At 37.0% G+C, this 23,958-nt stretch carries 24 protein-coding genes; 8 read left to right on the top strand and 16 right to left on the bottom strand.

Going from position 1 to position 23,958, the window contains the following annotated elements:
- Positions 1 to 17 precede the first annotated feature (17 nt).
- From C8N46_RS16885 to C8N46_RS16870, 4 genes are all read right to left on the bottom strand, one after another.
- Complete coding sequence (locus C8N46_RS16885; protein WP_108116208.1) at positions 18 to 3,458, bottom strand: methylmalonyl-CoA mutase family protein; 3,441 nt, start codon at positions 3,456 to 3,458, stop codon at positions 18 to 20.
- A 177-nt stretch (positions 3,459 to 3,635) separates the two neighbouring features.
- Entirely contained in the window at positions 3,636 to 4,484 is an 849-nt protein-coding gene (locus C8N46_RS16880) for an oxidoreductase (protein ID WP_108116206.1), read from the bottom strand.
- A 4-nt stretch (positions 4,485 to 4,488) separates the two neighbouring features.
- Positions 4,489 to 5,154: a peroxiredoxin-like family protein gene (locus C8N46_RS16875; RefSeq protein WP_108116204.1), complete on the bottom strand. Its 666-nt coding sequence runs from the start codon at positions 5,152 to 5,154 to the stop codon at positions 4,489 to 4,491.
- Positions 5,155 to 5,253: 99 nt separating this feature from the next.
- Positions 5,254 to 5,841 carry a Crp/Fnr family transcriptional regulator gene (locus C8N46_RS16870; RefSeq protein ID WP_108116202.1) on the bottom strand — a complete coding sequence of 196 codons (588 nt, stop codon included), beginning with the start codon at positions 5,839 to 5,841 and terminating at the stop codon, positions 5,254 to 5,256.
- Between the two features lie 145 nt (positions 5,842 to 5,986).
- On the opposite strand from C8N46_RS16870, the gene C8N46_RS16865 reads away from it, so the two are divergent.
- From C8N46_RS16865 to C8N46_RS16845, 5 genes are all read left to right on the top strand, one after another.
- Positions 5,987 to 6,688, top strand: coding sequence for a DUF4197 domain-containing protein (locus C8N46_RS16865; RefSeq protein WP_108116200.1), 702 nt, complete (start codon positions 5,987 to 5,989; stop codon positions 6,686 to 6,688).
- 168 nt (positions 6,689 to 6,856) lie between these two features.
- The gene (locus tag C8N46_RS16860) at positions 6,857 to 7,330 is read left to right on the top strand and encodes a DUF5763 domain-containing protein (RefSeq protein ID WP_146169867.1); all 474 of its coding nucleotides are present in this window, start codon (positions 6,857 to 6,859) and stop codon (positions 7,328 to 7,330) included.
- A gap of 144 nt (positions 7,331 to 7,474) precedes the next feature.
- Complete coding sequence (locus C8N46_RS16855; RefSeq protein WP_108116196.1) at positions 7,475 to 7,678, top strand: putative signal transducing protein; 204 nt, start codon at positions 7,475 to 7,477, stop codon at positions 7,676 to 7,678.
- 126 nt (positions 7,679 to 7,804) lie between these two features.
- Positions 7,805 to 8,425, top strand: coding sequence for a hypothetical protein (locus tag C8N46_RS16850; RefSeq protein ID WP_108116194.1), 621 nt, complete (start codon positions 7,805 to 7,807; stop codon positions 8,423 to 8,425).
- A gap of 78 nt (positions 8,426 to 8,503) precedes the next feature.
- Positions 8,504 to 9,583, top strand: coding sequence for a peptidoglycan-binding domain-containing protein (locus C8N46_RS16845; protein ID WP_108116192.1), 1,080 nt, complete (start codon positions 8,504 to 8,506; stop codon positions 9,581 to 9,583).
- Between the two features lie 38 nt (positions 9,584 to 9,621).
- Here C8N46_RS16845 and C8N46_RS16840 read toward each other — a convergent pair whose 3' ends face one another.
- The 5 genes from C8N46_RS16840 to prfA all read right to left on the bottom strand — a co-directional run bounded on the left by C8N46_RS16840 (position 9,622) and on the right by prfA (position 13,605).
- Positions 9,622 to 10,125, bottom strand: coding sequence for a hypothetical protein (locus C8N46_RS16840; RefSeq protein WP_108116191.1), 504 nt, complete (start codon positions 10,123 to 10,125; stop codon positions 9,622 to 9,624).
- Positions 10,126 to 10,405: 280 nt separating this feature from the next.
- Positions 10,406 to 11,200, bottom strand: a complete 795-nt coding sequence (locus C8N46_RS16835; RefSeq protein ID WP_108116189.1) for an ABC transporter substrate-binding protein — start codon at positions 11,198 to 11,200, stop codon at positions 10,406 to 10,408.
- Between the two features lie 12 nt (positions 11,201 to 11,212).
- Positions 11,213 to 12,028: an orotidine-5'-phosphate decarboxylase gene (gene pyrF, locus C8N46_RS16830; RefSeq protein WP_108116187.1), complete on the bottom strand. Its 816-nt coding sequence runs from the start codon at positions 12,026 to 12,028 to the stop codon at positions 11,213 to 11,215.
- Positions 12,029 to 12,067: 39 nt separating this feature from the next.
- The gene (locus tag C8N46_RS16825) at positions 12,068 to 12,427 is read right to left on the bottom strand and encodes a four helix bundle protein (protein WP_108116186.1); all 360 of its coding nucleotides are present in this window, start codon (positions 12,425 to 12,427) and stop codon (positions 12,068 to 12,070) included.
- 104 nt (positions 12,428 to 12,531) lie between these two features.
- A complete protein-coding gene (gene prfA, locus C8N46_RS16820; protein WP_108116184.1) occupies positions 12,532 to 13,605 on the bottom strand; it encodes a peptide chain release factor 1 in 1,074 nt (357 codons plus the stop codon).
- Between the two features lie 501 nt (positions 13,606 to 14,106).
- On the opposite strand from prfA, the gene C8N46_RS20195 reads away from it, so the two are divergent.
- The 3 genes from C8N46_RS20195 to C8N46_RS20190 all read left to right on the top strand — a co-directional run bounded on the left by C8N46_RS20195 (position 14,107) and on the right by C8N46_RS20190 (position 15,279).
- Entirely contained in the window at positions 14,107 to 14,400 is a 294-nt protein-coding gene (locus C8N46_RS20195) for a hypothetical protein (RefSeq protein ID WP_146169866.1), read from the top strand.
- A gap of 156 nt (positions 14,401 to 14,556) precedes the next feature.
- Positions 14,557 to 14,871 carry a hypothetical protein gene (locus C8N46_RS16810; protein ID WP_108116180.1) on the top strand — a complete coding sequence of 105 codons (315 nt, stop codon included), beginning with the start codon at positions 14,557 to 14,559 and terminating at the stop codon, positions 14,869 to 14,871.
- A 165-nt stretch (positions 14,872 to 15,036) separates the two neighbouring features.
- A complete protein-coding gene (locus C8N46_RS20190) occupies positions 15,037 to 15,279 on the top strand; it encodes a hypothetical protein (protein ID WP_146169865.1) in 243 nt (80 codons plus the stop codon).
- A gap of 90 nt (positions 15,280 to 15,369) precedes the next feature.
- Here C8N46_RS20190 and C8N46_RS16805 read toward each other — a convergent pair whose 3' ends face one another.
- From C8N46_RS16805 to C8N46_RS16775, 7 genes are all read right to left on the bottom strand, one after another.
- Positions 15,370 to 16,221, bottom strand: coding sequence for a DUF5777 family beta-barrel protein (locus C8N46_RS16805; RefSeq protein WP_108116178.1), 852 nt, complete (start codon positions 16,219 to 16,221; stop codon positions 15,370 to 15,372).
- Between the two features lie 4 nt (positions 16,222 to 16,225).
- A complete protein-coding gene (locus C8N46_RS16800; protein ID WP_146169864.1) occupies positions 16,226 to 16,627 on the bottom strand; it encodes a hypothetical protein in 402 nt (133 codons plus the stop codon).
- A complete protein-coding gene (locus C8N46_RS16795; RefSeq protein WP_245896921.1) occupies positions 16,605 to 17,150 on the bottom strand; it encodes a YceI family protein in 546 nt (181 codons plus the stop codon). The genes C8N46_RS16800 and C8N46_RS16795 overlap by 23 nt, the downstream gene beginning before the upstream one ends.
- A gap of 28 nt (positions 17,151 to 17,178) precedes the next feature.
- Positions 17,179 to 17,541, bottom strand: a complete 363-nt coding sequence (locus tag C8N46_RS16790) for a c-type cytochrome domain-containing protein (RefSeq protein WP_108116174.1) — start codon at positions 17,539 to 17,541, stop codon at positions 17,179 to 17,181.
- Between the two features lie 389 nt (positions 17,542 to 17,930).
- Positions 17,931 to 19,592 (bottom strand): alpha/beta fold hydrolase, encoded by a 1,662-nt coding sequence (locus tag C8N46_RS16785; protein WP_108116172.1) that lies wholly within the window; start codon positions 19,590 to 19,592, stop codon positions 17,931 to 17,933.
- Between the two features lie 188 nt (positions 19,593 to 19,780).
- Positions 19,781 to 20,596: a T9SS type A sorting domain-containing protein gene (locus C8N46_RS16780; protein WP_108116171.1), complete on the bottom strand. Its 816-nt coding sequence runs from the start codon at positions 20,594 to 20,596 to the stop codon at positions 19,781 to 19,783.
- 202 nt (positions 20,597 to 20,798) lie between these two features.
- A complete protein-coding gene (locus C8N46_RS16775) occupies positions 20,799 to 23,762 on the bottom strand; it encodes a leucine-rich repeat domain-containing protein (RefSeq protein WP_108116169.1) in 2,964 nt (987 codons plus the stop codon).
- Positions 23,763 to 23,958: the final 196 nt, after the last annotated feature.

Raw genomic sequence — 23,958 nt, 5'->3', positions numbered from 1 at the left:
ATAAATTGATATTCGATTTACATATTTCTTCGATATTGTCCACCAACTTCAAATAACGCCAAAGTAATTTGCCCTAATGAACAGACTTTACAAACTTCCATTAAGGCCTCAAAAATGTTTTCGTTGTTGACCGCTTTTTGTTGCAAGTCGCGCAATAAGTCTTTAGTGTCGTGTGCGTTGTGTAAGTTGTTCAATATTTTGATTTGATATTGCTTTTCTTCTTCCGTGGCACGAATGACTTCTTTTGGAATGACCGTTGGCGAACCTTTACTACTCAAGAAGGTATTTACACCGATAATCGGGAATTGTCCGTTGTGTTTTAAGGTCTCGTAATACAAACTCTCTTCCTGAATTTTAGAACGTTGATACATGGTTTCCATCGCGCCTAATACGCCGCCACGTTCTGTAATTCGGTCAAATTCTGCTAAGACAGCTTCTTCTACCAAATCGGTCAATTCTTCAATGATAAACGAGCCCTGAATTGGATTTTCGTTCTTCGCCAATCCTAATTCTTTGTTGATAATCAACTGAATTGCCATCGCTCTACGCACCGATTCTTCTGTTGGTGTGGTAATCGCTTCGTCATACGCGTTGGTGTGCAACGAGTTACAGTTATCGTAAATCGCGTATAAGGCTTGTAAGGTTGTACGAATATCATTGAAATCGATTTCCTGCGCATGCAAACTACGTCCAGACGTCTGAATGTGATATTTTAACATTTGCGCACGTGCATTGGCTCCGTATTTATGTTTTAAGGCTTTCGCCCAGATTTTACGCGCTACACGACCAATGACCGCATATTCTGGATCAATTCCGTTAGAGAAAAAGAACGATAAGTTTGGACCAAATTTATTAATGTCCATTCCTCTGCTCAGATAGTACTCAACATAGGTAAATCCGTTGGATAAGGTCAATGCCAATTGCGTAATTGGATTCGCGCCAGCTTCCGCGATGTGATATCCAGAAATAGACACCGAATAGAAGTTACGCACATTATTTTCGATGAAGTATTCTTGTACGTCCCCCATCAAACGCAAGGCGAATTCTGTTGAGAAAATACAGGTATTTTGCGCCTGATCTTCTTTTAAAATATCTGCCTGAACCGTTCCGCGAACTTGTGCAATGGTGTTGGTTTTGATGTCTTCGTAAATTTCTTTTGGCAACACTTGATCACCTGTTACGCCAAGTAACATCAATCCTAAACCGTCGTTTCCTTCTGGCAATTCGCCATTGTATTTTGGACGTTCCTTATCTTTATAAATTTCCGCGATTTTAGCTTCTACCTCAGCTTCTAGTCCGTTTTCTTTGATGTAAATTTCACATTGTTGATCGATGGCAGCATTCATGAAAAATCCTAATAACATTGGCGCTGGACCGTTAATCGTCATACTTACTGACGTCATTTTATCGGCTAAATTAAACCCAGAATAAAGCTTTTTCGCATCGTCCAAACAACAAATAGAAACTCCTGCGTTTCCAATTTTACCATAAATATCTGGTCGCAAATCCGGATCGTTTCCGTACAAGGTTACACTGTCAAACGCTGTGGATAAACGCTTTGCAGGCATGCCAGCACTTACATAGTGAAAACGTTTATTGGTACGTTCTGGACCACCTTCTCCCGCAAACATACGCGCTGGATCTTCTCCTGTACGTTTGAAAGGATACAATCCTGAGGTATATGGAAATTCTCCTGGTACATTTTCCTGCAAACACCATTTTAGGATGTCGCCCCAAGCTTGATATTTTGGCAAGGCAACTTTAGGAATTTGCAAGTGTGATAAGGATTCGGTATGTGTGTTTATCTTGATTTCTTTGTCACGAACTTTAAACGTGTAAATCGGGTTTTTGTATTTGTTGACTTTATCATTCCAACCGTTGATGATTTCCCAGTTATACGGATCGAGATTGAGCTTGACGCGATCGAACTCTTTCAGTAATAATTTGACCAATTCGATATCCGATTCGCTGTCCAATCGCTCTAAAATAATGTTTTCATCCAAACCAGTTTTGGACATGAATTTCATCTCGACCTCGTGCGATTTTACATTTGCGACAGAACCAATGGTTTTGTAGATTCCGTAGAGTTTTTGTGCGACTTCTACTTGCTCTGAAGCCGTTTTGTCATACGCGCGATTGTTTTCTGCAATTTCAGATAAATAACGTGTACGCGATGGTGGAATGACAAAGATTTTTTCGCTCATTTCCCCAGATATTTTTGAGGTAGATTGCAAATCGGCGTTGGTTTTTTCAACCAATTTGTCCATCACCGCTTTGTACAAGGTATTCATGCCAGGATCGTTGAACTGTGATGCAATGGTTCCGTACACTGGCAATTCATCTTGTGGTGTATCCCACAAATTGTTGTTGCGCATGTACTGCTTTTTTACATCGCGTAAGGCATCTAACGAACCGCGTTTGTCAAATTTGTTAATCGCCACCAAATCGGCAAAATCGAGCATGTCAATTTTTTCCAATTGCGTTGCCGCTCCAAATTCTGGTGTCATTACATACAACGCCACATCGCTGTGTTCCATGATTTCAGTATCCGACTGACCAATTCCGGAGGTTTCTAGAATAATTAAATCGTATTCCGCAGCTTTTAAAACTTCAATCGCTTCATTTACATATTTTGACAATGCCAAATTCGATTGCCGCGTAGCCAAACTACGCATGTAGACTCTTGGCGAATTAATCGCGTTCATACGAATACGATCGCCCAACAACGCGCCACCCGTTTTTCGTTTGGAAGGATCTACCGAAATGAGTCCGATGGTTTTTTCTGGGAAATCGATTAAAAATCGGCGTACCAATTCGTCTACCAAACTCGATTTTCCTGCGCCACCAGTTCCTGTGATTCCTAAAACTGGAGTTTTTGAGTTTTTATTTTTGATGTGAATCGTTTCTAAGGCATCTTTTGCGACTTCTGGAAAGTTTTCTGCCGAAGAAATGACACGTGCAATCGCTTTTGGATTTTTTTCGTGTAATATATTGACTTCACCATTTAACGTATCGCCAATAGCAAAATCAGATTGCTTCACTAAATCATTAATCATGCCTTGCAAGCCCATTTCGCGTCCATCGTCGGGTGAATAGATTCGCGTGATTCCGTAGTCCATCAGTTCTTTGATTTCTTCCGGAAGGATAACGCCGCCACCGCCGCCAAAAATTTTGATGTGACCTGCACCTTTTTCTTGCAACAAATCGTACATGTATTTAAAATACTCGTTGTGTCCACCTTGATACGACGTCATCGCAATCGCATTGGCATCTTCTTGAATGGCAGTATTGACTACTTCTTCCACACTTCTATCGTGCCCGAGATGAATCACTTCCACACCTGTAGATTGAATGATTCTTCGCATGATATTGATAGCGGCATCGTGTCCGTCAAAAAGTGATGCGGCAGTTACGATTCGAACTTTATGAGTTGGCTTATAAGGTTGCACTTGTTCCATTGGTAATGAAGTCTTAATTTTGAGGGTGCAATTTACGGAATATTCAAAAAAAACGGGAATTTTTTAAGAAATATATAAGAGTTGGACTTATGAAACTTTTACTCGATAATCGAGATTAATAATGCTCCGACGCTTGCATCGAATGTTTCAATAGTTTCTATTTGATGCTTCGTGGACTTACCCCGAGATAGTTGACTCATAAACCGCATTTTCTGCAATGCTTCTTCCCGACTCTACATCAGATTGTACACTTTCTAATTTCATTTTGATTGTCATCAACGCAATTTTCCCTAGAGGCAAGCGTAATGGTGATTTTTCTGAGGAAACCAACTGAATGATTGCTTGTGCTGCTTTTTCAGGATTTCCTTCTTGTTTGCCGTGTACACTTTTTAGCTTCGTCCGAAAAGCTCCAGCAGTTGCTTCATACGCTTTTATGATTTTTTGAGCTTCTCCTAAATTACTACTCGCAAAATTGGTTCGAAATGGTCCTGGTTCTATGATGGACACTTTAATACCAAGCGCAGCAACTTCTTGCGCCAAAGCTTCACTAAATCCTTCTAAAGCAAATTTACTGGCATTGTAAATTCCAAATCCTGCAAATGCTTTGATACCTCCGTGCGAAGAAATTTGAACAATGTGTCCTTTGTGTTCTTTTCGCATGAATGGCAATATATTCTGTGTTAGTTTTAAAACACCAAAAAAGTTTGCTTCAAAAACATTTCTAACTTCTTGAATACTAGCTTCTTCAATAGCTCCTACAAATCCAATACCTGCATTATTGACCAGTACATCGATTCGCTTAAACTTTTCTATTAGCATGTTTGTTGTTTGGTCTATTTCTTCATGATTTGTAATATCTAGTTTAACAGCAAATCCTTTGCCTTTATGATTTGAATTGAAGGTATCTACTTGCGTTGAATTCCTAAACGTTCCAATGACAAAATCGCCTTTTTCCATGACAGCGTTCGCCAAAGCTTTACCCAATCCGCTAGAAATTCCCGTGATATACCATATTTTTTGATTCATCGTATTATTTTTTTAATGCATTGATAATTTCGGAAGCTTCTACTCTATTTCTATAGTCACCATCAATGGCTTTTGCAAAAGAAATTGTTCGGTCTTTTTCAATGATGAATACAGCTGGTATTGGCAATTCTTGTGAATCATCTGCATAGTGATTGTCAAAATTGATGCCCAAGTCGATCATCGCTGCAATAGGCTTTTCATCATTTTTAAATACTGTTGTAAATTGTTTTGCCACTATATTTCCGTTGTCACTCAACACTTCAAATTGCAAATTGTTTTTTTCTTTGATGGTTAGTGATTCGTCAGGTGTTTGTGGAGAAATTGCAACTAATTGAGCTCCGAGTGATGTTATTTCCCCCAATACTTGTTGGTATTGATGCAATTGTAAATTACAATACGGACACCAAGTACCTCTGTAAAATGTTAAAACGACTTTGCTTTTTTGCAAAAGCACATTTAGCGTGATGGTTTCTCCAATGGCATTGGACAAAGAAAAGTCAGGTGCGGTATCTCCTTTTTGAAGTTGTAAAATTGTTGTGTGTGTTGCTTGTAACTGCGCAGCATCAGATTCAAATATGGCTAATGCTTCTTTGGGCAACATGTTTCCTAAATTGTTTTGTAATTCTTCTAACCCTTCTGCATAGGAAGGAATGTTTTTGTTTGAATTCATTTTCGTGTGATTTTGATAATGCCAATATTGACAGTACAAAATTGCAGCTTGCAGCGTTGATAAAAAATGAACTGATTTAAGAAATCATCTTGAACTAGTTCAAGATTTTTGTGTCAAACGTTTCCGAATCTTGCTTAAAAATTCTGCAGACATTCCAAGATAGGAAGCCAATGCATATTGCGGAACACGTTGCACGATGGATGGATATAAATTGTAAAATTCAAGATAACGCTCTTCTGCGGTTTTCCCTAAGTTTGAGAGTATACGGCGTTGCGAAAAGGCAAATGATTTTTGCGCTACCAATCTAAAAAAATGTTCAAATTTTGGATTCGCGGCACACAAGGCTTCCACATCTTTATAGCTAATTTGTTGCACTATTGAATCTTCCAATGCTTCTACAAATAACGAAGCAGGTGTTTGTGTAATGTAACTATTAAAATCACTGATAAACCAATCTTCAACAGCAAACTGAATGGTATGTTCTACACCTTCATCCGTCACAAAATAGCTTCTCAATGTACCTTTTACGACATACGTTTGGTGCGAACATACAAAATTGGGTTGTACAATAAATTGTCTACGTTTTACAGTTGTTGTACGTACAATGGAAATAAATTGCTGTTCATCTTCTGGTGTTAGCTGAACATAACGCTTGATGTTGTTTAGTATATTTTGATAGTCTTTCAAATCATTTTTTGGTTTATATCACAAATATACAGGATTATTATACGCTTTTTGCTGTATAGCTGTTTTTTGAAATTTTACCGAAATACATTTTGGTTTTGCACAAACCTTTTGTACTTTTTGCATATTAAAATCTAAATACAGACTTATGAAAAAAATCATGATTGCTTTTGTCGGATTGTTGCTATTGAATTCTTGCGCGGAATTACAACAAGTAGTAAATCAATTGCCACAGGGAACTATCGGAAACGCTGATATTGCTGCAGGATTGCGTCAAGCATTGGATAAAGGAATTGATCTTCAAGTCCAAAAGTTAACCTTAAAAGATGGTTTTTACAAGAATGGTTTGGTAAAGATTTTGATGCCCGCAGAACTGCAAAAGGTAGAGAAAACCTTGCGCGATATCGGACTGGGAAGTTTGGCAGATGACGGAATTAAAATGCTGAACAGAGCTGCTGAAGATGCTGTAAAAGAAGCGACGCCTATTTTTGTAAATGCCGTAAAAGACATCACGTTTGATGATGCCAAAAATATTCTACTCGGTGCCGATAATGCAGCAACTCAGTACTTGCAAAATAAAACAACAACCGCGTTGTACAATAAATTTCAACCTGTCATTCAGAATTCGTTTGCCAAAGTAGGCGCGGACAGAATTTGGACGAATTTGATTGAGCGATATAACAAACTCCCGCTAGTGAACGACGTCAATCCAGATTTGACCGATTATGTAACCAACGAAGCATTGAAAGGTGTGTACACGATGATTGCGGTTGAAGAGAAAAAGATTCGCACCAAAGTTAGCTCCAGAACTACGGATTTGTTGAAGAAGGTGTTTGCTTTGCAGGATTGATTTTTGGGTGTTAGGTTTTAGGTGTTAGGTCGCTTTGCTTTTGGGTTTTCGCTTTTTGATTGCCCTATTTGTTAATTTACAGAACTATACGTTTCTCTGCTATTTTTACGGGAAACCATTTTCTAATGTTTGAAGATTTGTCTAATTTTAGGCTTTATCTGATTTCATTTGAAAAAATTAACCTTCATTTTCTTTTTATTCATAACATGTATACAATGTTATGCACAAAACGTATATAAAACACCTTCGGGAGCGCGATATCATTTGAGTTCGTGTAGAATGGTGGAAAATGTTTCTAAAAAACTTTCTGGTGTTGCAGAAATTAAGGCTGCTAAATTGACACCTTGTAAAATATGCAAACCACCGCCAATTCATCAATTAAAAAAAGGAAATAACTTTGCCGATAAGTCTGTTGGAAAGGCTTCTACAGTACGATGTAAAGGAACTACACAAAAAGGAACGCGCTGCAAACACTTTACAAAACTGGCAAACGGTTATTGTTTTCAACATACCAAACAAGAAAACAGTCGCGCAACGGCTCCTAAAAAATCTACGACTTCTATATGTGGAGCGCGAACAAAATCAGGGAAATTGTGTCGACGAAAAGTGAAAAATGGCGGATTTTGCTATCAACATAAGTGATTAAATGATTGAATAATTGAAAGATTGAATACGAAAGTAGCTGAAACTCAATTACATTCAAATTCAGAAAGAATCTTCTTTTAAATTTTGATAAAATCCTGTAATTTTTCGTATCTTAATAGAACACTTTTTAATGACTGATATATGAGTAGAGTAAAAATATATACAAGCAATGTTCAAATTCAAATTATGGATGCAAAACATATTTTGAATGAAGCTGGAATTAATTATTTCGAAATCAATAAAATGGATACCGCTTATGCGGGAATTTTAGGCGGCGATATTGAATTGCACGTAGCGAAAGAAGACGCCCAAAAAGCCTTAGAATTACTCGCCGATTTGAAATAATAGGAAGCTTACAGATATTTTTTCTGTGCGCATATACATTTCGTAGACAAAATCAAATATTTCTTAATGGTGTTACCTATTTAAGCTAACTTACTGATTGTAGTGTGGAACAATCGAACGTAAGTCATGCAACATCTTCTTACTCAAATACCCAAAAAGAAACAACAAGCTGCTGCCAATGTTGTGCATCAACGTGCTGTTTTTCAGTTAGTAGACAATCGTTCTCAAAGTTTCAATCCTTCCGGTTTATTTCAAAACACAGCAAAAAACACGACTGTTCAAAGACAGGTTATCCAATTTGTAAAAACCAAATACGGAGATTCTGGAAAACTTGCTAGAGAACGCTTTAAAAGAGGTGGCGGAAAGCGAGTAAAAGGAATTGACTTTAAAAAATGGAAACGCGGACGCGAAGCACAACATTTAATTCCTGCGCAAGTATGCAGAGATTACGGAATTCCGAAGTCGTGGGCAAATAGTGCTGTCAATGGTATGATGCTACCTTCTGGCAGACGTAATACCAATCATTTACGAATCAAAAGATTGGATAAAGGAAAAATGCACCATATCAAAGGTGGTGGAAGTCATCCTAATTATAACAAATACGCATTCGGACTTGCCAAACAACACAAATGGAGAAAAGGAAAAGTAACCAGAGCGCAATTTGATAAACTTACAAACACTTTACGAAAGAAAAACAGACCTAAAAGAACAGGCAAAGCCAAAGGCTACATTGATGATTTGCGATAGTTTGTAAACTCCGTGTTTTTCCTCTTTTTGACTCTCTTTATTTTTTCTTAATTTGCTGACAACTAAAATGATATCACCATGGAATGTTCAAATATATTGGAAGCCGCTTTAAAAAAAGGAAATATTGACCGATTGTTATTTCGAGGGTCAAACGATAAGGTCTTAATCACCGATTTGCAACGAACACTTTTTGAATTGGGTTTTCGGAAAGAACTGAAATGGGATAATTACCAAGCTGATGGCGATTACGGGCGCGCCACTGCTACTGCCGTAGCCGCTTTTGCAAAACGAAATGGGGTGAATACCAATGGTGATAAAGTCACAGATGATTTGGCAAAATTAATTTTAGAACGCCATGATTTTCTTCCAGAAATGTATGTATTATGGCAAATTCATACATCCGATTTGCGCACCAAAAAATACATTTCCAAAGGAACTAAAATGAGCATTACCGCCATTCAAGTGTTTTTAAATACAGAAGGATATGGCGAAGAATTGAATTTTGCGAAATTCGGCGCAGACGGATTCTATGGAAATAGTACGCGAAATGCTGTGATAAAATATGCCAGTGACCACAATATTCAATCAGATGGTGATTTGCTGACGCGACCATTGATTAATTTATTCCTAAACGATATCAATCAATATTACGGCGCTAAATGGAGTGATTTGGCTCCGCAGAATTTACCTAGTAAAAAATCACCACTAGTTTTGTTTGAAGCTTCTAATTTTTCAGGAAAACCATGCAGAGCTGATGTGGAATTTGTACCTGCACTCGAAAAAATTAACGGTTATGCCAAACGCGCCAATGTGTTTGTATACGTAACAAGCTCTTTTAGAACTACAACGAATGTGCAAGGTGCTATTGTGCCGCCTGCAACGTTTTCGAATCATTTGGCAGGACACGGAATTGATATGAACTTACAATATGGAAATGGCAAATGGGCAAATTCGAAAGTATTGGCAAAATATCCAAACGTTCCAGATCCTGTAAAGTTTTTTTTAACCTTAATTATTGACGATCCAGAATTACGCTGGGGCGGAAATTTCAACACCAAAGATCCCGTACATATTGATGACCATCTGAATAAAGATTTAACTGTGTGGCGCAAACGCTATCAAGTCATGCAAGAAGCAGTGCAACTTGGAAAGGTTTGAAGTTAGGATTTGAAGTTGAAACTGAACTTAAACTTGAATTATTGTTCTTTCACATACAAACCATCAAAAGATGTTTGCCACGTTTTTTGATCGGTAGACGTTTCCCAATGTTGTCGCACGGAACCATTTTCATTCAACGTCCACGTGACTCTGTTTACGTATTTTTGACCTTTGGGAGACGTAACTTCATCGCTTTGTAAAATCATTTGGTTGCCAACTCTGTTGCCTTTTAAGTGCAAGCTTGCCCCTTGATTGTCAATCCAAATTTGCTCCCATTGCTTTTTTTGTGCGTTGTAAAAATTATAACTCGTTCCCGTATATCCCGCTTTTGCACTGGTCCAGTTTTCGCGCAATACACACTCGTCTTCAATCTTTGTAATTATATTTTTTCCCGCAGGAGTTCCATCAGGATTTGTCACATTCCACGTTCCTACCCAAAAGTCAAACGCTTGATGATTTTCTGTACAGCACGCACAGGATTTTTGTTGTGCAAAACCATATAACGAAAAAAGGGCAATACAAATAAGGAGAAGTTTTTTCATGACAGGAGAATTATGTTGTTCTCATCAAGATACTACAATTTCGCTAAAATTCTTCTAAATTTATTTTAAAAAGCAATAGCTAAGCATATTTCAAAAAACGATTTTCATTGATAATCAAGCAGTAACTTTCACAATTGTTAACATTTTTTAATCAATTTCTAATATTCTCTTAACATACAAAACTGGGTTTTCAACCTATATTTGCAGTGTTGTAATAATCTACTACAACATTTTTTGGGTTAGTTAAAAAGCAAAATCGGGTCTCATTGCCCGATTTTTTTTATTCTAACCGTTTGTGAAGTTTCTTAAAATAGTCAAAAGCTTTCACCAGTCGTGAACCGTACCAACTAAAGTATTCTCCATCTACAAAAATGGTTTTGGCGTGATGTGTATATCTTCCCAGTTCAAACGCATGTTCCTCTTTAAATGGATAAGGTTCAGAAGAAAGCATCACAATATCTGGATCGCCTTCTTCACGAATGTTTTCAATAGTGACTTCAGGATATCTTCCGTGCGATTCGTATATATTTTCAAACTTACAAAGCGCTAATAAATGATTGATAAACGTATCTTTTCCAGCCGCCATCCAAGGCTTTCGCCAGATAAAATACGCTACTTTTTGCAAAGGAATATCTTTTACAAACGCCTGAAAATCTTTTAAATGAAATTGAATTTTTTGGTTGATTTTAGCAGCTTTGGTATTACATTTAAACATATTACCATATTGTGAAATCATTTCCAGCGTATCGTCAATCGTTTTGATATCGGAAACGTGTACAGGGCATATTTTTTCAAGTGTTTCCACAATTTCCTGTGTATTTTCTTCTTTATTACACAGAATGATATCGGGTTGCAAGGCTTTTATTTTTTCTAATTTGATGTTTTTGGTTCCACCAACAACCGTTTTGGTACTTTTGAAATGATACGGATGTACACAAAATTTGGTAATTCCTACCACAGCATCTTCCAATCCTAAATCGTACAATAATTCGGTTTGCGAGGGCACTAACGAAATGATGCGTTTGGGCGTTTTTTCAAGTGTGAACGCTCGTTGTAATTGGTCTGTAAATTCCATCAATACCAATTGTTATGCTTCTAAAATAGCTGTCATTTGCGATTGTAGTTCGGCTGCTTTTTTCGCTGCTGCAGATGCAAAATCGACTTCGGTTGATGCGTAAATTATTCCGCGAGAAGAATTAATCAACAACCCTATATTGTCTGTCATTCCGTATTTACAAACATCTTGCAGGTTTCCACCTTGCGCACCAACGCCAGGAACTAACAGAAAACTTTCAGGAACAATTTCACGAATTTCTCCTAAAAACGACGCTTTGGTAGCGCCAACAACATACATCAAGTTTTCGCTGTTTTTCCAAGTTTTAGAGGTTTCCAATACGTGTTTGTAGACTTCTTTGTCAGCAATAATTTTCGTTTGAAAATCGAATGCACCTTGATTCGAAGTCAGTGCCAATAAAATGGTGTGTTTTCCTTGAAACGCTAAAAAAGGTTCTACAGAATCTTTTCCCATATAGGGCGCTACTGTGACCGAATCAAACGCTAAATCTTCAAAAAAAGCTTTCGCATACATGCTCGAAGTATTTCCAATATCACCACGTTTCGCATCTGCAATCGTAAAGATTTCTGGGTGATTGGTATTTAGATACTGAATGGTTTTTTCCAACGCTTGCCAACCTTTGATACCGTAGGCTTCATAAAAAGCCGTATTCGGTTTGTACGCCACTGCCAAATGATGTGTAGCATCAATAATGGCTTTGTTAAATTCAAAAATCGGATCGTCAGTTTCTAGTAAAAACTTCGGAATCTTCTGCAAATCTACATCCAATCCAATACAGAGAAACGATTTCTTTTTCCGAATTTGCGTTATGAGTTGGGTTGTGGTCATTTTTTTGGGTGTTAGGTGTTGGGTGTTGGGTTTTAGGTTTTAGGTTTTTGTTTTTGCGTATTTTGATAGCGCGTTGATTCTTTTTTGCAATATTTGTAATTTATCAATTAATTCTTGTCCACTTCTATCTTCAATATAGCCTAATTTCATTCCTATAATAATTTGAGTTTCTACTTCAAATGAAGAACCTAAACTTATTTTTAAAAATCTAATAAAATCTTTTTGCGAGTCTTTGGCACAACCTTCAGCTATGTTTGATGGAATCGAAACGACAGCTCTTGATAATTGTGAACTCAATCCAAACTTCTCTTTGTTGGGAAATAGTTCCAGTATTTTATAAATATCTGTTACCAACTCGATGGCACTATTCCATACATCCAATTTTCGAAAATCTCTCATAATGTTTATATATTTTGAGCATTTCGAGGATATTATCTACAAACAAAATTATTTTTCAAGCTAACCCAACACCAAAAACCTAACACCTAAAACCCATTTCCGTATCAAAATTCACTAGCTTCCTTTAGTTTCTCTGTATTTTCTACTAGCATCAATTCGTCTAAAATCTTTTGTATATCTCCGTTCATAATATTAGACAAATCGTAGAGTGTTAATCCGATTCTGTGGTCGGTTACACGACCTTGCGGATAGTTGTATGTTCTAATTTTTGCACTTCTATCACCTGAAGAAACCATGCTTTTACGACGTGCTGAGTCTGCCGCCATTTTCTTTTCCAATTCACGTTCGTATAAGCGCGATCGCAATACTTTTAAGGCTTTTTCAAGGTTTTTGTGTGATGATTTTTGATCTTGACAACTTACGACCAATCCAGACGGTCCGTGATGTAAACGAATGGCAGAATATGTGGTGTTTACGGATTGTCCTCCAGGTCCTGTAGAGGTGGTACGCTCAATACGGACATCGTTCATATCTAACTCAACATCAAATTCTTCTGCTTCTGGCAACACCATCACCGTTGCAGCACTGGTATGCACACGACCTTGTGTTTCGGTTTGTGGTACGCGTTGTACACGATGCACTCCAGCTTCAAACTTCATCGTTCCGTACACATCTTCCCCAGAAACTTCAAAAATAATTTCTTTAAATCCGCCCGAAGTTCCTTCACTGTAGTCTACGACACTAACATTCCATCCGCGACCTTCGCAGTATTTTGTGTACATTCGGTGCAAATCGCCTGCAAAAATACTGGCTTCATCACCGCCAGTTCCGGCACGTACTTCTACCACGACGTTTTTACTGTCTTCAGGATCTTTAGGAATCAATAAAAACTTAATTTCTTCTTCTAGTTTGGGCAATGCTTCTTTGGCTTCGTCCAATTGCATTTTTGCCATTTCCACCATTTCTGCATCACTTCCGTCAGCAATGATTTCTTCGGCTTCTGCAATATTGTCTAAGACTTCTTTATACGCATCGCGTTTTTCAACGAGTATTTTTAAATCTTTGTATTCTTTATTGAGTTGTATATATCGTTTTTGGTCAGCAATAATGTCTGGTTGAATGATTAAATCATTTACCTCATCAAAACGTTGCTTTACTATTTCTAACTTTTCTAACATGGAACTTCGGTTTTCAAGTTTGCAAATTTACAATTTTTATTGATTGTTTTTAGTTTTCAGGAAATGTTCTAAGAACTCTTTTATGCGTATCCATTTTCTTTTGATTCGCATTGAATAATCTCACTTTTATGTTGTACATTTAATACGAAAAATTTAGTAACCATTAAAAATTTATCACAAATGAAAAAAAGAACTTTAAAATCGTTGACATTAAACAAGAGAAATATTTCCTCGTTAAAAGAGATCGTTACAGGAGGATTACGTACTCCTGTAGATAGTGATTGCTCGTCATTTGGGAACGGCGAGTGTGAAAAAACATATTGTAATTGTGAAACACAAGAAGCCTAACTAATAGGTAGTAAAAACAGTCAAAACTGCGTTATTTTCTAGTGAAAGTAACGCAGTTTTCTTTTTTAGACATACTTTTCTTATGGATTTTCCATAGAAAAATTAGAAAAAGTCTTACTAGTTTTATGCTTTTAACCAAAAACCTATATAATCATGAAAAAAAGAAAAGTAAATTTAAAGCAGTTATCCTTAAAGAAGTCAAGTGTAGCTTCATTAGAGTCTAATAGCGTTACAGGAGGATATCAATCATGGACAGGAACGTATGAACCATGCTTTTCTGAATTTGATTGTGGCACAGCTGGATGCCCACAAGAAACGGATGGATGCCCTGTGTATACAGATGGTTGTTATACCAACGGATGTCCACCACAAACACAAAATTGCCCACCTGCGACATTATTATGCAATTCGCATTCTGTGTGCCCTGCAGGAGTTCAGTGCTACTAATAAACCGAAGTATTATTATCAAAAGAAGCTTCCAATTATTTTGGGAGCTTTTTGTTTTTCGCTTGGTTAACACCTACTATTATTACGGATTTTCCATAGATAAAGTTTATCAGTTCTCATTAATTTTAAGGTTTTTAACCAAAAACTTATATAATCATGAAAAAAAAGCAAGTAAACTTACGTCAGTTAGCTTTAAAGAAATCTAGTGTAGCTTCTTTGGAGTCTAAAGGTTTGACTGGAGGAACTTACGGAACTGGTGGATATCAGTCTTGGACGGGAACTGCCGAGCCATGTTTCTCTGATTTTGACTGTGGTACTGTTGGATGTGGAACAGGTGACTGTCCACAAGAAACAGATGGATGCCCTGTGTACACCGATGGATGTCCGCCACCAACTAACAACTGTGGAACTATCTACGGATGTGGACAAACAGCATTGTATAGTGCTTGTAATGGACTTCAGTGTTACTAAAATTTAGTTCATAAATACGAAAAAGGCTTTCACGTTATTGTTGAAAGCCTTTTTTTTTACCAGTTATTTCCTTTTTATGACCAATTATACACTATTGTTTGAATTTCTTTTTGGAGTAATTGGCTTTTAATAGCTTTGAGTTGTAGTAAACTTAAATTTATACTTATGAAAAAACAAAATGTATTGCTGAAAAAACTTCACTTATCAAAATCCAAGATTTCAAATTTGACATCTGAACAAATTGTTGGAGGTTCTTTTGTTTGTGCCACTGTTATTTGCAACGCTACCGACGATTGTAAAGATCCTACAGATAGTTGTCCTGATCCTAGTCCAACAGTAGATTGTGACACTTTTTTATGTGTATCCGCAGTTTGTCAAACCGCAGTTTGTGTGACTTTTTACTGTTAATTTTTTCAACTTAAAAGACAAAAGGCTTTCAATAATTTGAAAGCCTTTTTTAGTAAAAGTAGATTAGTAGTTGCTAGATAAGATTGTGTTTTAGAATACACGTACAATGTTAAATCCGAAGAAAATATCGCCGTCGCCCCAATCGCCTTCTGCATAGCTTAAAAAGCCTGGCTCATTCGTTGATTGTGCGTTGGAGAATAGTAACTGAAATACGTGTCCGCCCGTTTCTATATCGACACCGATGGTCAATGGATTTCTAAAGGCGGTATCCTCTGCTCTGTTGAAATTGTAGGCATAGTCCATGTTGATAGACATGCGTTTGCTCACTTTTAAACGTCCGCCAACGCCCATGGCAAATTGGTCATGCTTTTGAGATGCTTCAAGCGTTAAGTTGTGACGTACATACGAAGGCGCAATTTCCAACGAGAAGTTGTTGTTGAATTTACGTGAAATTAGTAATTGCGTGGTGTAACTTAACCGATCTTCAAAGGTTAAAAAAGGAAAACGGTCTTTTCGCACTTGCGTGTTGATATTTGCGGTTGCGTATCCGACAAGCATTACAGGAAAGCTTTCGGTTTGATCTTTTAATTTCATTTTGGTAGAAAGTGCGTACGTTTTTCGCAACGATTCTCTACTGATGCCAAACTGCCAACCTTCAAAAAGTCCATACACCAATTGAATTCGTGTGTTTGCATTGTCAAATCCGAAAAAAGTGGACAATCCGTCTTCTAGGGTTCCAAATCGGTGCGACACGTAGAGATAAAAATCATTTTTTGCCGCTACTTTGGTCGATTGCAAATTCATGATTCGCATCGCTTTAAAAGCTGGTGACACAAACGTTTCTGGCGTAGCTTCTTCTTCTAATTCGTCTAATAAATCATCTTGCGCATGCAATCCCATACTGAAAAGACAGCATACTAGAAATATATAATAGTGTTTCATGTTGTTATTTTTTGAGGATGATGGCTTTGTCAAGTTTTAATTCGCCTAGCAAATCGTCGTAGCCAATGATTCTTCCTTTAATTTGTATTTTTTGGTCTTCTTGTAAATTGTCAGTACTTGTTCCATCTTCCAATTGAAAATAAAAACTTCCTTCCACAGAAATCCCTTTTAGATCTTTTGCAGTGATGGTTCCTGTGAGTTCAATGACTTTATCACCTGCTTTTGACCATGCGTCTGCATTTGCTTCCATTTTGTTTTGAAATTCCTCTGCGCTTCCTGTATATACGATTTCCATATCGTTTATAGAGGTGTGCGATTGATATAGATAAAAATATCCTGCAATTCCTCCAACTACCAATAGGGCTAGTATGCTTAGGAATATTTTACTTTTTTTCGATAAGTTCATAATTCAAATTGATGTTAATTTCTTTAGCTATTTTTTCGCGTACAATGCTTGGTATTTCAATTCCGAAATCTTGAGGTTTTACAGAAAAGAACGATTCAATCATAATTTTTTCGCCGTTTTTAGACACTTTTGCGGTTGTCGCAATTTCTTTGGCTTGTCCTCGTACGGTCAATGTTCCTGTTAAATCGTATTCTTTGGCTGTACTTGAAATGTCAGCCATTGAAAAGTTTGCTAGTGAGCCTTTGAATGTCGCTTTTGGATGCTTGTCAGAATCCATATAGTTTTCGTTGAAATGCTCTTCCATCAACGCCACTTTAAAGTGAAAGGATTTGATGAATAATAACGCTGCAATATCGCCTGTATTGACATTTAACACTACGGTGGTACTGCTACTTTTCGCTTCTACAGGTTCAAAAGCGGCTACCGAAGCTTTAAAATCGGTAGTACCTGTTTTGGTATAATATTTTTGTGCTGCTACAGTTCCTACTGCTAAAAATATGCACATGTATAGTAATTTCTTCATGTTGTTATGTATTGGTTTTGGTGTTTGTTTAATCTTCTAAAAAACCATCTGCCGCCCATTGCTCAATGATTTGACGATCGGTTGCAGGCAGCTGTCCTGTTGGTGGCATCGGATTGGACGCATTGTTGATGCGATTTAATACATTTCCTTGCTCTACGCCTGCTCTGGCGTTGGCATACCCGTCTAATTGCAATCCGGCATTGGCACTTGGTCCGCTGTGACAACCCACACAATTTCCATTAATAATAGGCGCTACGTCGTCTACGTATGTTATTTGCTCAACAATTGGTGGCAAATCTTCAATTTCAACTTCATCAATGGTATTTGTGGTACAGTTGTACAGTGTAATTACCACGACAGCTAAAGTTAGTAAGGTTACTTTTCGATACATTTTTTTAGTTTAATTATTAGTTACTCTATATTGGTTTTTATTTCTTTTTGAATACTTTTTAAGTTTTGAAATGACTAATGTGCAATTAAATGTAGCGCATTACATCCACTAAAACAATCTTTTATGATTCAATTTGAAACGATGTAAAGGAACAACCCTTTTTTCTATATACTTTATAAAAACTCCTTGAAACGGAATTTTAAGCGTTAAAAAGGAATTCCTTTATATGTTCATTTTCCGCTAGTTTACAGCTCTTACCGCGAATGAACAATTAAAATTTCCTGTTGTTGTTTTGATGGTAAATGTAATTTCAATTGAAAGCTTTTTCTATAATAAATCCGTTTAATACTGGTAATTTTCCGACAATTTCACGTGTTTTATGAAACGATTTAATTTGTTGCCACGACTTCTGTGGGACGAATTCCGAATTCTTTTTTGAAACATTTTGAAAAATACGACGGACTGGAAAACCCAAATTTGAATGCAATTTCAGCCACCGTATCTGTTTTTTCTACCAAAGCAGATTTCGCTTTGTTGAGTCGGATGAAGGTTATCAATTGTCCTGGCGATTTTCCTGTGGTTTCTTTGATACGTCGTTGCAATTTTCGCTCGCTTACGCCTGTTTCTTTCGTGAGCATTTCTACGCCAAAATTATTATTGTCTAAATGTTCATCGATAATTTTTAGTACGTCTTCCAAAAACGAATCGTATTTTGAAAAACCATACGGAAAGGATGTTTTGACATGTGTATTCGATTTGTCTGTGACGTGATACAATGTACACAACTGATGCGTTTGATAGGTTAAGATAGAAGTATCTTTTGAAAAATTGAACGCAACGCCCGACAGCAAGTGTTTGATGGCTTGCGTAACCACAATCCGATTGGGTTTGATGAGTGACAAAATGGACGTAATCATATAATTATCTCTATGACTTAAAGGTTCATGTTGGTTATCATCACTTTCTTTCATGTAAATACCCGCAGCAAAAGGAATTGCTTTTTCTTTATGTGTGTTTAACAGTGATATTCCAGCACTGATGGCTTTGCTTGGCACTTCAAAAGAAGCCACAAAAAACTTTTTTTCTACAATGATAATTTTTCCACCTTTTTCAGTAATGCTTTCTTCCAATACTTGCGATTGCAAACCTTGATTTGCAGCGGTGAGTACATGCCCAAAAAGCATGGTGGTGAGTCTTTTTTTATGACAATTATCACGAGATGGCAATTGGCGAATAAATGTTTTCATTTCCTCTAACACTTCTTGGGTATTTCCTGCCCAAAAAAGATGATCGTTTCCATCAAATTCCACAAATTTTGCACCTTTGATGCGTTCTGCAATAAACTTTCCTTCTTCTATTTTTACGTCAATATCGTTGGTTCGCTGCATCAGCAATGTAGGTACTTTAATGTATTCTAAAATATCAATAATGTTGACTTGCGTGTTCATTTTGGTCAATTTCAATGCCGCTCTCGGACTCGCACCTGAGCGAAAATAACTTGCCAACCAACTCATAAATTGTTCATCATTTGCTTTGGACGGCACTAACGATTCTAGGTTCATTTCGCCACTTCCCCAATTGTGTTCAATCATATCGTACACTTTTTGGCGTTCTTCATCGGTTGGTGCCCAAGGATAATCTTCAGAATAGCGTCGTTTTGCAAAAATTCCGAAGGTAATCAACGCCAATACTCTGTTGGGATAGGTTGCACTGAATAAAGCCGAAACACTTCCGCCTTCCGAATGTCCAAACAGAATGGCTTTTTTGGAATTTGTGGCATCCATAACGGCTTTGATATCTTCCATGCGTTCTTCGAGTGTGGAAAGTTCCACAATACGATCGGACAAACCTGTGCCTCTTTTATCAAAAAGAATAATTCGCGCGACTTTACCGAGTTCTTCAAAAAAGTCTACCAATTCTGGGCATGCCCACATCCAGTCAATGTTGGAAACCCAACCTGGAATGTAGACCAAATCTACTGGCCCGGAACCAAAAACTTGATAGGCAATGCTTAGGTTTCCACTTTTTGTATATTGTATTTTAGGAATCATGTCACTGTGCTGTTAAAATATGGTTATAAGCCATAGCGTAAATTGGAGTACTAATGATAACAACCTTAAAAATAAATTAAACTTCTATTATAAATTACACTTAAAAAGTTACGTAAAATTCTGATTTCCAACTAAAAAAATAATTTATTATATCATTAGTACTCTTGACTTGATTTGGGATATGCTATTTATTGTTTAATTAATTTGATAGTTGTACTCGCGTCTCTAGTATATAGTTTCATAAGATACATGCCCACTTGTAAGTTGTGAATTTGCAACCTTTCTAGCTGCGTCGTTTTTGCTTGTAACAATTGTCCGTTGAGAGTGTAAATTTCAATTTTTTGCAATGGTGTTTCTGTATATCTGATATTCACTACATCAACAGCTGGATTAGGATATATAGAAAGATTTTCAAACTTTTTATCTGCTACTGAAAGCGTCGTAAAATCGAAGGTACTGTCGCCAGACAAGCCTGAACCATTTGGATCGACTCTGTTCGTGAATACGGCAGAACCGTCATCTTCCATATCAGCAGACATAAAGCTTTTTAGTGGCGTTACTGCGGTTGCGAGTGCGGAATTGTTGGCTAAGATTTCTATAATGCCGCTTGTAGGAGTTCCTTGTATTTCAAAAGTCACCATAGGTGTAGTGGTTGCTGCCGATGGTGCTGGCAACGCAATTGGACTTCCCAAAGTTTCTGTGATTAGGTATCCATCATTCGCTGGTTGCCCTACGTTGTTTCCGTCAAAAAATGTAGCTCCTGCGCCATTTCCTAAAGAAGATGTTATAATAGCTGTAACGCCATCAGGCACAATAATGGTAAATCCGTAACTCTGTACTGATGTTGGAAAGTTAGAAGCACTTGCATTTGGCACAGCTCCGACAGAGAAACTATATCCACCGTTGTGAATTAGCGTGTACGTGTATCCGTCTTGCGCATTCAATTGCATTGTAAATAGGCAGTATATTGCCATGCATAAATTGGTAAAAGTAAATTTGTTCATCGTATTCAATATTTAGTATTTGTATTTAGTTTTCTGGTAATTGTTTTTTAGCATTACAGATTATGTGTTTTTTAATTTTTGGCTAAAGTCATATATATAGGGGGGTTTCACCCTATAAATCTTCTTGAAAAGGAAAAAATAAACCTTAAAAAGGAAAAAAAGATTTCAAATTTCACAAGTCGTTACACGTGTATTTTTAGTTTTAGTTTTCTGGTAATTGTTCTGTAATTTGAAAAGTGGAAAAGTTTAAAAAGTTGCCTGGATGCGCTAATACATTTTGTAAAATCAGCGGTGAGTCTGCCGATCCACCTTCGTATTGTGTTGTTCCGCTCAAATCAACATCATTGTTATTGTAACCGTTGATGATAAATGTGGAAAAGTTTAGAAAGTTCCCTAAATCATTTAGCACTGCTGATAAAATAGCTGTTGTATCTGGTGTTCCTCCTTGGTATTGTACAATGTTATCTCCGTTTACATTTCCTGCCCACATTCCCAAAGTATTGGTTGGCATTCCTGCATCGGTTTGTGCATTGGATCCAAAAGTTACTGGATTGTTAGCATCACTAAAATTTAGCACATTTGCTGTAGATCGTAGTGCTTTAGTAGCTACAGATGTAATTCCTAAGTGATTTCTATGTTTTATGGTGACAAAATAATCGTCTAATGCTGACGTGAATTGTACAGGTAAAACTCCATCTGTTCCTACTACATCACCATCGCGTTGTAGCAAGGCTGAAGTACTTTCAACCACAGTTGTATTGTTTGTGGCATCACGGAGTTCTACAAAAATCCAATCGACAATAGCATTTTCACCTGTAGTGTCAAATACGGTAGCATTTACGGTAGCACCATCTCCATAAGGAGAAGTGGTAGGGATGAATCCTGTTGTGCGCAAATCGTCACGCATTAAATCTTCTTCACCCACATTTGGTTGTAAACTTGCGCCTTGTAGATATACTTTTAAGATCAATGCTTTGGAAACGCCACTGATGGACTTAAAGTTAGACCAACCTCCATTGAGATGTGCTTGCACCGTTCCTGACGGTACATATAGATCAATGCTAGAACGATTGGAAAAGGTATTGTTTCCATTGGTTTGATTATTTACTACAGGTGGTGTAGCTCCTTCTAGAATGACCGTACTAAGCGGATTATCTCGGAAAGCTCTTCTTCCTACAGTAGTAATAGAAGCTGGAATAATCACCGTTGTTAATTGCTTGTTTTGAAAGGTATCTTCTGCAATAGCTGTTACTGTAAAGTTTTCCGTACCATCACTTGCTGAAGTTGGAACAATTAATTCACCTGTTATAGTGCTTTCAACAATGGTAACTTCGTTAGGATTTAATGCTGTGATTCTATACGTAGCATTAGTGTCCACAAATTCGTTGAAAAATGCTGGATCTTGTCCATTGATGGATGCAAAACCTGTCCAACCACTCACCAAATAGTTTAATTCTGTGGTTGTAGGTACAGTTAATGCGATATTTCCTCTAATGCCCAGAAAAGGATCATTCCCTGTAAGCGCTGGAGGCGACGAGTTTAATACAATCACTTCCGTCAGCGGATTATTTCTAAAACTACTTTCTTGTATTAAATTTATATTGGCAGGAATGGTTACGGTAGTTAATTGATTACTCCGAAACGTTTGTGCTTGAATCGTTGTGATATTTTCTGAAATCGTTACACTCGTTAAATTGTTTGCTTCAAAAACACCATTTCCAAGAAATGTTACCGAATTCGGAATGACAACGCTTCCTATTTGATTGAGACGAAAAGCTCTAAAATCAATAACTATCACACTTGTTGGAATGGTTAAACTCGTTAATTGGTTGTTTTGAAAGGAAAAATCATCAATAATTCGCATAGTGTTTGGAAATTGCACACTGGTTAGATTTTTATTTTCAAAAGCTCTTTGCCCGACTCTAACTACTGAAAAACTCGTCCCTTCTGTTGTGACACTCGCGTCAATTACTAAGTCTTGTGGTATATTAGTCCCGCCTGTAATTTCTACCTCGTTAGGATTGATTGCGATTACTTTATAATTGAAGTTATTTTCTGTAAACTCAGATCCAACCCTAAATTGCGTAATTCCATTAATCGTACGAAATATATTCCAACCCGCAGCTGTATACGCAGCTTCTGTTCCCGCTGGAACTGTAACATCAATTGTATTTGGATCCGAAAAAGAGAATACTTCAACGGTTGGTGGTGTGGTTGCCAATACATCAATGGTTGTAATTGGATTTACAGTAAATGCTGATCTCCCAATACTTGTAACTGCTGCGGGTATGGTAACGCTTGTCAACTGATTATTTAAGAATATACCATTCTCTAGTACTGAAATACTTGAAGGAATGTTAATCGTTGCTATTTGATTGTCTGCAAAAGCAAATCTTCCCAATTCAGTAAGATTTGCAGGTAATGTAACACTGGTTAGTTGATTAACACCAAAAGCACTTTCTCCTATCTTAGTAACTGTATTGGGAATGGTTACGCCTGTTAACTGATTATTATCAAATGCGTAATCAGCTATTTCGGTAACTGTATATGTGGTACTATTAAATGTTACAGTTGTTGGAATTACCGCAGCACTTCCTGTAATGGAACTATTAATCACAGTTGCTGTGTTCGCTGATAATGAGTTGATACCATACGTGATATTATTCACTTCAAAGCTGAATGCTGTTCCATTAATTGCAGCAAATCCTACCCAACCATTTTCTAAATAAGAATTTTCTGTTCCCGCAGGTACTGTGAGTGACACTAAACTAGGATCTGTAAACGCAAAGACTCCTAACGTAGGCGCTGTAGTGCCCAACGCCGTTACTTGCGTAATTCCTGAATCTTCAAATGCAAAATCATCAACAGTTCTTATGGTAGCAGGAAGTGTAATGCTCGTTGTTAATGTGGAAAAAAATGCGCCGCTGCCAATTTCTACGACAGTATAGTTTGCTCCTTCAAAGGTTACCGAACTCGGAACGACAAATGCACCTTCTGGCTCTCCAAAAAAAAGTGCCACTTCATTGGGAGCAAAATTAGTTACTTGATACTCTATTCCGTCCACAAAGAAAAATAGTCCATCTCCTTCTGTTTGCTGTGCAAAACTTTTTTGTGTTGTGACACATAGCAAAAGTATGTATAATAAGTAGTTTAATTTTTTTTTCATGATTTTTATATTTAGTAGTGCAATAATTCACTGTTTTCTCTGGTATAAAAACAGTAATAATATTTGTGATTTTGAATTAAAAAAACACTGTGATTTAATTCGAAAACAAAGGAAGTCTTATGTCGTATTTGTTACAAATTTTGTAGGGTATCAAAAGGGTATCAACTTTTTATTTTGTTGATTTTCAATATTTTAA

It is taken from the genome of Kordia periserrulae, assembly GCF_003054265.1.
Lineage (GTDB): Bacteria > Bacteroidota > Bacteroidia > Flavobacteriales > Flavobacteriaceae > Kordia > Kordia periserrulae.
Note: the sequence above shows the minus strand (reverse complement) of the source record. Positions and strands in the feature narration are given on the sequence as shown.